The 7607-nt window shown below is 46.0% G+C and carries 6 protein-coding genes and 8 tRNA genes; all 14 read right to left on the reverse strand.

The genetic code is table 11. The features are described from left to right. Nucleotides 1–39: 39 nt before the first annotated feature. Nucleotides 40–1068: a tRNA preQ1(34) S-adenosylmethionine ribosyltransferase-isomerase QueA gene (gene queA, locus WH46_RS14285; RefSeq protein ID WP_046227135.1), complete on the reverse strand. Its 1029-nt coding sequence runs from the start codon at nucleotides 1066–1068 to the stop codon at nucleotides 40–42. A gap of 6 nt (nucleotides 1069–1074) precedes the next feature. Further along, entirely contained in the window at nucleotides 1075–3426 is a 2352-nt protein-coding gene (locus tag WH46_RS14290) for a SpoIID/LytB domain-containing protein (RefSeq protein ID WP_052714238.1), read from the reverse strand. A 449-nt stretch (nucleotides 3427–3875) separates the two neighbouring features. Next, on the reverse strand, nucleotides 3876–4892 hold the full coding sequence (ruvB, locus tag WH46_RS14295; protein ID WP_017813430.1) for a Holliday junction branch migration DNA helicase RuvB: 1017 nt from the start codon (nucleotides 4890–4892) through the stop codon (nucleotides 3876–3878). Further along, on the reverse strand, nucleotides 4882–5202 hold the full coding sequence (locus WH46_RS23890) for a hypothetical protein (RefSeq protein ID WP_156172266.1): 321 nt from the start codon (nucleotides 5200–5202) through the stop codon (nucleotides 4882–4884). The genes ruvB and WH46_RS23890 overlap by 11 nt, the downstream gene beginning before the upstream one ends. Nucleotides 5203–5295: 93 nt before the next feature. Further along, nucleotides 5296–5916 (reverse strand): Holliday junction branch migration protein RuvA, encoded by a 621-nt coding sequence (gene ruvA, locus WH46_RS14305; RefSeq protein WP_017813428.1) that lies wholly within the window; start codon nucleotides 5914–5916, stop codon nucleotides 5296–5298. After that, on the reverse strand, nucleotides 5913–6416 hold the full coding sequence (gene ruvC, locus WH46_RS14310) for a crossover junction endodeoxyribonuclease RuvC (RefSeq protein WP_017813427.1): 504 nt from the start codon (nucleotides 6414–6416) through the stop codon (nucleotides 5913–5915). Before ruvC ends, ruvA begins: the two co-directional genes overlap by 4 nt. Nucleotides 6417–6684: 268 nt before the next feature. Beyond that, nucleotides 6685–6758: transfer RNA gene (locus WH46_RS14315), tRNA-Pro, on the reverse strand. Nucleotides 6759–6764: 6 nt separating this feature from the next. Beyond that, nucleotides 6765–6844 (reverse strand) — tRNA-Leu (locus tag WH46_RS14320). Nucleotides 6845–6870: 26 nt separating this feature from the next. Beyond that, a tRNA-Arg gene (locus tag WH46_RS14325) sits at nucleotides 6871–6947 on the reverse strand. A gap of 4 nt (nucleotides 6948–6951) precedes the next feature. Then, a tRNA-Gly gene (locus tag WH46_RS14330) sits at nucleotides 6952–7026 on the reverse strand. Nucleotides 7027–7113: 87 nt separating this feature from the next. After that, nucleotides 7114–7189: transfer RNA gene (locus tag WH46_RS14335), tRNA-Asp, on the reverse strand. A gap of 7 nt (nucleotides 7190–7196) precedes the next feature. After that, a tRNA-Met gene (locus WH46_RS14340) sits at nucleotides 7197–7270 on the reverse strand. A 19-nt stretch (nucleotides 7271–7289) separates the two neighbouring features. Beyond that, nucleotides 7290–7365: transfer RNA gene (locus WH46_RS14345), tRNA-Val, on the reverse strand. 7 nt (nucleotides 7366–7372) lie between these two features. Beyond that, nucleotides 7373–7444, reverse strand: a tRNA-Glu gene (locus WH46_RS14350). Nucleotides 7445–7607 lie beyond the last annotated feature (163 nt).

The raw sequence follows: 7607 nt of genomic DNA on the forward strand, positions 1-7607 counted from the left end.
ACTGATATATTTATTATTTACAGATGTTTGTTTATCGATTTAATAAATAAACATCGCATCGCCAAAACTAAAGAACCGATATTCACGCTCAATCGCTTCCTGATACGCTGCCATAATATGCTCGCGTCCGGCCAGCGCACTGACCAGCATGACCAAAGTGGATTTGGGCAGATGGAAATTGGTGATCATGGCATCAACCAGACCAAAGGTATGCCCCGGGTAAATAAAGATCTGTGTCCAACCACTTGCTGCTTCCAGCGGACGATCCTGGAAATCACGAGCCACTGTTTCCAGGGTGCGTGCCGAAGTGGTACCTACCGCGATTACCCGGCCGCCGCGTGCTTTGGTTTCATTCAGCAGCGTCGCTGTCTCCGCAGGTAATGAATAATATTCTTCATGCATGACATGCTCTTCGATCGTCTCTGCGCTCATCGGCCGGAAGGTTCCCAGACCGACATGCAGTGTAACAAATCCGATTTGTACACCTTTGGCACGAATCTGGTCCAGCAGTTCTGTAGTGAAATGCAGACCGGCTGTAGGAGCAGCCGCCGAGCCTTCATTTTTGGCATAGACCGTTTGATAACGTTCACGATCATCCAGCGTCTCCTTAATATAAGGAGGCAGCGGCATTTCACCCAGACGATCCAGAATTTCCTGAAAAATCCCTTCATACCTGAAAGAAAGTACACGCATCCCCATATCGCCTTCTTCTTCAATTACCGCTTCCAGTTCGTCACTGAAATGAATAACTGCACCGGTTTTAATCTTTTTTCCCGGTTTCACAAGCGCTTCCCAGCGATCCCCTTCCAACTGAGTCAGCAGCAGAATCTCTGCTTTGGCTCCTGTATCCTTTTTCGTTCCGAACAGACGTGCAGGAATAACACGTGTATCGTTCAGAATCAGGGTATCGCCTTCATGGAAATAATTAATGATATCTGCAAAATGCTCATGCTGCACATCACCAGTTGTTTTGTTCAGCGTCAACAGACGGGACGCTGTACGTTCTTTGAGCGGTACCTGCGCGATCAAATGCTCCGGCAGGTTAAAATCATACATATCTACTTTCATCTTCATTTATCCTTTCGTAATTACTGCACCTTTAAAGTAATGCTGTAAAATTTCTTTGTAAGTGGAACCTTTATCGGCCATACCTTTGGCTCCCCACTGGGACATACCAAGTCCATGACCATTGCCTCGGCCGGTAAACAAGAATCCGCCTGGCTCTGTAACACGGGCATTGCCTTCTCCGTTCATAATAACGGTAGAGGAAGTACCTTTTCCTTGCCCGGAAGCTCCCAGAATCACTACTCCTGCTGCCGGCAGTTCATCCTGACTGCTACCTGCGCCGATTATAGTGTACTTCTCGGTCTGCACCACATCAAACAGCGTGCTTGGCAGCCCGTTGAGCGCTGAACGGAACATATCGGGATATTTAACATTCACTATGCTGCCATTTACCTTGATCTCGGTCACACGTCCGGATGGTCCACGCTCGGTTACTTGAATCGAAGTGATCGTCGACGGCAAGCTGGATGTAGTTTTGCCTTTCAGAGCAGATAACAGCTGTGAAGATGTATAGGGGCCGCGAATCCATTCATAGCTATTCGACTCTGGAACAATCTCCAGTACAACCGCCTGATTGCCCGGATTCAGCTGAGCAACTGCTTTGACACTGTTTTGTACGACAGGAAGCTCACGTACATTGGTATTTTTGGTAGTCACAGTCATATAATCGAGTCCCGCTTCCGTTTGCTTGCCTGCGAGCTTGGCATTATCTTCACGGATATAGCCTGACTCGCCATTATCCAGCAGGACATGATACCATTTTTTTAGATTGGCCTGGGCAGCGGCATCTCCATCCGAGACGACACTTACATAGGCGTCTCCGCTGCCTTTCCATACTTCTGAATTATCCGCACTGACTCCACCGGCATTGGCAGAGAAAATCGTCTCCAGAACCTTATTGTTTTTCATGACCACTTCACCGGCCGTATCATCCACTGCTTTGATAATCCGCTTGTCTTCCGCACTCACTCCATTATAGGCTTGGCTGAGTGTCCCATCGACTACATCCGCTATTTTGAAACGGGATGTGCCTTCCTGGGATCTGGCATAGCTGCGTGCCGCTACAGCTTGCGCCTTGAGTGCTTCGGCAGGCCATGAAGCAGACACTTCTCCACCTACTACCGAATAAAGATAGTCTTCCATCGGCAGTACGTTGATCCAGGCTAACTGACCGTTATAATTGCTAATCTCAAAGTCTCCACGATAGGAGCGAGCAGAACGTTCAGTCACCTGGGTTCCGGCATCGCTTCCTTTGAGACGCATAACAGCTTTGCTGCCACTCACCATATAATGATCGATTGGAGCAGGACTGGTAATACTTGATGTTGCATTTTGGCGAATGATAAGCGCAGACTCCGTACTGCTTACTGTTGTCAGCGTCACCTCAGGCAGTGCTGCCGCCGCAGCTGCTTTTACAGCAGCGAGACCGGCACTGTTAGCCTCCTCACCTACCCATACATTATAGGTCAATTGCCCACCGCTGTGAGTCAAAGCCATAAATGCATCCAGACCGGCATTCTGTGCATCCGTTAACGCAGATTGAGCTTGAGATTCACTCGTATAGCTACCTGCAGATAAGTGCATACTTCCTTTGACGGATGGCGTCTGACCACTTAATAGGGAACGTACGGTAGAGCTCACACGGGAAGCTGCTGTTGTAGCATTCGCTTCGGTAGCATACATGCCGGTATATAATTGATAGATCGTACTTCCATTTTTGGAGGAAGTGAGTACAATCGGCTTATCACTGGTTGGTTGCAGCAGCTTGATCCCTGCCGCGGCTGTAGCAAAGTCTGCGGTTTCCAATACTTTAACCCGGTATCCATCAATCCCAAAGCTCGCCTGCTTACCAATTGACAGCCAGGAATCGAATGTCCGTCCGCTCATTTCACCCAGTTCCAGATCACTGGCCGACTTTACATTTACTACAGGTACGATAGAAGTATACGTACTACCTCCATTAAAAAATATTCCGACCCGAATCTCTTCATCCGAAGGCCCTGCTGCATAAGAAGGCATTGCATATCCTGCCATGAGTACTGCTGCCAGTGCCAATGTGCCTGCAGTACGTACAACCAGCTTGCGAAGCTCAACAAGAGAAGTGCGATATTTTTTATTTTCCGGTTCCATACATGTTATTGTGCGGTTATTTTGTTCATTTCCTGTTTGTTTATACGTTCCATGTTCCATGATAATGGATGATTTTAGTTGTATCCTTTGCAGGCTGGAACCATGATCAGACCCTATAGTATGATGATTTGCTGCCCTGACAACTGTATTTTCCTGCCAGTTATCGTGGTTAAAATTATCTCCAGCAGCTTTCTCCCGATCCTGTTCTCGCAGCATTGCAAATTTCATCATTGCTACCTTCCTTTCACTGTTCACTAAAATAATCATTCCCGATCAAGCAGCATATACTTCTTCCATCATCAGACAGATCAATGGCAACAGATTACAAAAGGCTGACCATTTACAATATACATAATAGTTCAGTACCTAAAGCTAACTATAGCTAACCTTTTTTGGAGTGCAGCTTCGTTTCTTGGAGACCCAGTTTTAAAATATACTACTCTTTAGATATAACTATTTTAATAATTCAGCCTTTTCAATCTATCCATCTTTTGAGCTTTTGATCTACTATTATTTCAAATGCATGCCTATTCAACGTATCCTTATTGACTGTATTCCTATAAGATCAATACAATAAAAAGCCTGCTATTTATAGAAGATACACTCTATAAATAACAGGCTTGGCGCTATCAAGAGGTTCTATCTACATATCAGAGCCTCTATTATAACATGACTTGTACTTATTTACCCTTCAAGTCTTCCGGCATGGGAATTCCCAGATGACTGTAGGCTTTTGGCGTAACTACACGTCCACGTGGTGTACGCTGCAAGAACCCCAGTTGCAGCAGATAAGGCTCGTATACATCCTCGATCGTTTGTCCTTCTTCGCCAATCGTAGCTGCGATGGTGTCCAGACCTACCGGACCTCCGCGGAAACTGTGAATCATTGCTTCCAACATTTTATGATCAATCTGATCCAGTCCGCATGGATCAACCTGCAGCATATTCAGCGACTCTTCGGCAATCTCCGGTGTAATAATACCATCACCACGTACCTGTGCATAATCTCTTACCCGTTTGAGCAGACGATTCGCAATACGTGGAGTCCCTCTTCCACGCAGTGCAATCTCCTCGGCAGCATCTCCCAGAATCTCAATTCCCAGAATATCTGCACCACGACTGACAATAAAGGTTAATTCATCTACGGTATAGAACTCCAATCGACTGACAACACCAAACCGATCACGCAGCGGAGCTGACAGTAACCCTGCTCTTGTTGTCGCTCCAATGAGTGTAAATGGAGGCAGATCCAAACGCACCGATCGTGCACTTGGTCCTTTACCGATCATAATATCCAGCGCCGAATCCTCCATTGCAGGATACAATACCTCTTCTACAGAGCGATTCAATCGGTGAATCTCATCAATAAACAGAACGTCTCCATCCTGCAAATTAGTCAGCAGTGCTGCCAGATCACCGGGACGCTCGATTGCCGGTCCTGAAGTGGTGCGAAGATTCACTCCTAGCTCATTGGCAATAATGTTGGCAAGTGTTGTTTTACCAAGTCCTGGTGGACCATAAAGCAGTACATGATCCAGTGCCTCACCACGCATCTTGGCCGCTTCAATATAGATTTTCAAGTTTTCCTTTACCCGGCTTTGACCAATGTATTCCGCCAGATAGCGGGGACGCAGACTCAGTTCCACCGCTTGGTCTTCCATCATCAAGTTAGCCGATATGATGCGGTCATCCGTCATCTTTATCGCTCCCCTCTCGTTGCAGTTCATATTCGCACAAGGCCCCGATATCTGGTGCCCTGTTTACATTTTTATACTCAATCAGTATAAGTATACGAATAACATTGATATCCTGTATCCTGTATCCTGTATCCTGTATCCTGTATCCTGTATCCTGTATCCTGTATCCTGTATCCTGTATCCTGTATCCTGTATCCTGTATCCTGTATCCTGTATCCTGTATCCTGTATCCTGTATCCTGTATCCTGTATCCTGTATCCTGTATCCTGTATCCTGTATCCTGTATCCTGTATCCTGTATCCTGTATCAAATACAGTCTATCCAAGAATCGTATTTGAATCTATATTACACAAATTAATTCGGTTCACCAGTTCCGGCTATACGCTGCTGGTTCTGGCCTATCTTATGATCCAGTATACAGCATTTTCAGAGCCCGCTTCATAACAGAATCGGCTGTATCTTCCGGGAAGACTTCATGTTTGAGCGTTTGCCACATACGATCCAGTTCTGACTCTGTGTAACCTAGCGCTTTGAGACCTTCCCGCACTTCCGGCCATACATCTCCTGGCGCCCCCAGTGGTGCTTCTGTCTGTGCAAACAAACCCGTAGCGATAAGCGCATCTCCGATCCCATCCAACTTATCCTTGAGATCCAGAATCATGCGTTGAGCCGTTTTCTTTCCAATCCCCGGCAGCTTGGTCAGGAAAGTAATATTCTCCTGGTAAATGGCTGTGATTACGCCTTCCGGACTACCACCACTTAATATTCCTAACGCGACTCTTGGTCCGATACCGGATACTTCGATCAATTTACGAAACAACTTCTGTTCATCACGACTAGGAAATCCAAATAGCTGTATCGCATCTTCACGAACATGATGATGGGTGTATACCGTAATCTCACCTGTATGCTTCGCCCAAGCAAAAGGATTCGGACAAAATACCCGATATCCGATCCCATTAACATCCATTACAATATATTCATTCTCCAAGTGGACCAGAGGCCCGCGTAAATAATCAATCATTTTTTAAGTACCTCATTTAGTTTAGAATTTAATACATAGGAGTGGGCATGACAAACAGCAACCGCCAGAGCATCAGCTACATCATCCGGCTTTGGAACTTTTTGCAGATTCAAAAACATGCGTACCATCTCCTGAACCTGCCGTTTTTCTGCTTTACCATAGCCTACAATCGCCTGCTTAACCTGCATTGGTGTATATTCCCCTATAGGCAGTCCACGCTGTGCAGCTGCCAGAATCGATACGCCACGCGCCTGACTGACCGACATGGCTGTAGTCACATTGCGACTAAAAAACAATTTTTCAAAAGCAACGGCGTCGGGTTTGTACTTATCGATTAACTGTACCATCCCCTCATATACATGCATCAGACGCTCTTCTTCCGGCGTGTGCGCCTCTGTCTGAATACATCCATACTGAACAGGTGTCAGCTTGCTTCCGTTCTTATCAATAAATCCAAAACCAACAATTGCAATCCCCGGATCAATCCCCAATATACGCAAACCTATCTCTCCTTCATTCTGCACATCTATAATCTGCCCTTGTTATCTGTGTAGCTTATTATTTGTTTATTCTATTGTCTCTACAGGAATCATTCATTATTGTTAAGTAGATCTCTTCCGTTTATCATACTACATGATAAGCCAAATAGGCGAACATATGTATCTTTTTTTATTATATCAAAAGGAATAAATTCTAACAGACGATAACTAAAAAACTTGCTAATAAAATAAAAAAGCACCACTCCATAAAGAGTGATGCTTTTGCATATCGGGATGACACGATTTGAACATGCGACCCCCTGGTCCCAAACCAGGTGCTCTACCAAGCTGAGCTACATCCCGATGATATGCCGGTGAAGGGACTCGAACCCCCACGGTTTCCCTCACGATTTTGAGTCGCGCGCGTCTGCCAATTCCGCCACACCGGCAAATATGTGGTCTTTCAAAATAAAAATGGCGCGCCCTAAGAGATTCGAACTCCTGACCTTTTGATTCGTAGTCAAACGCTCTATCCAGCTGAGCTAAGGGCGCATATTGGAGCGGACGACGGGAATCGAACCCGCGACCCTCGCCTTGGCAAGGCGATGCTCTACCGCTGAGCCACGTCCGCAAAAAAATACAATATGCCATTCTAATAATTATATTTATTATTAGATATTTCTCAAATTATTCATTAATGAATAACTCAGAAAAAAAATGGCGGAACCGACGGGATTTGAACCCGCGATCTCCTGCGTGACAGGCAGGCATGTTAACCCCTACACCACGGTTCCAAAACTATTGCGGGGACAGGATTTGAACCTGTGACCTTCGGGTTATGAGCCCGACGAGCTACCGGACTGCTCCACCCCGCGTCGTCATACAAAATATCTATGGTGGAGACTGAGGGGATCGAACCCCCGACCCTCTGCTTGTAAGGCAGATGCTCTCCCAGCTGAGCTAAGTCTCCATAAATATGACCCGTAGGGGATTCGAACCCCTGTTACCTCCGTGAAAGGGAGGTGTCTTAACCCCTTGACCAACGGGCCTTAATAATATGCAATATATTTTATACTACCATGTAATTTATAATTGAACAACAATTTTACCACAATCGGAGACAAAATAATCTTTCTGGCGGAGAGAGAGGGATTCGAACCCTCGAGACGCTTGTGACGCCTACACGATTTCCAATCGTGCTCCTTCGGCCAA

The organism is Paenibacillus dauci (assembly GCF_000971985.1).
GTDB lineage: Bacteria > Bacillota > Bacilli > Paenibacillales > Paenibacillaceae > Saccharibacillus > Saccharibacillus dauci.